This window comes from Myxococcus xanthus, from assembly GCF_013116825.1.
In the GTDB taxonomy this organism is placed as follows: Bacteria; Myxococcota; Myxococcia; order Myxococcales; family Myxococcaceae; genus Myxococcus; species Myxococcus xanthus_B.
In genome coordinates, this window is sequence record NZ_JABFNS010000293.1 from 1 (window position 1) to 615 (window position 615).

At 71.7% G+C, this 615-nt stretch carries 1 pseudogene; it reads left to right on the forward strand.

Annotated features, from left to right (window positions below):
- Nucleotides 1-615 (forward strand): annotated as a pseudogene (locus HNV26_RS38820) (response regulator receiver protein); the annotation flags it as partial.

A 615-nucleotide genomic window follows, 5' to 3' on the forward strand; every position in this document is an offset into this window, starting at 1 on the left:
GAGCAGGCGGCGGACGCCGAGCCGCAATCGCCGTCATCGGAGACGGAAGACACGTGGGGCACGGAGGCGGCGCTCGGTGAGCCCGCGGGCACGCCGGAGCCGGAACAGGCTGCTGAGGAGCAGGACGCGGCGGCGGTCTCCGCGTCCAACTGGGAGTTGCTGGAGGCGGAGCTGAAAGCCGCGTCGGCCCAGTCCCAGGATGATGAGGCGCCGCAGGCGTCGGGCGTGGGGGATGACTGGTTCGATGGGGAGGCCATCGACACGCCGAAGGAGGAGCCTCGCAGCATCGGGGAGGATTGGTTCGACTCGGAGGAGCAGGCGTCGAGCCCTGAGCTCGAGGCGCCGCCCGTCGTCGAGACGCCTTCTCCAGGCGCCGGAGGTTTCGCGGTCCCCGCGCTGATGGCGCAGTGGCAGGCCCAGCAGGAGGAGGCGGAGCGCCAACTCGAGGAAGCTCACGCGCGTGTGAGCGCCGTCACGGAGGCGCTGGAGCGGGAAGCCTCGCTGCGCCGCGAACTCGAGCAGCAGGTCCAGGGGCTCCAGGAGCGGCTCGCGGCGGAAGAAGAGGAGCGCTCGCGGGAGTCCTTGCTGCGGGCGGAAGCCGAAGCGGCGCTGGAA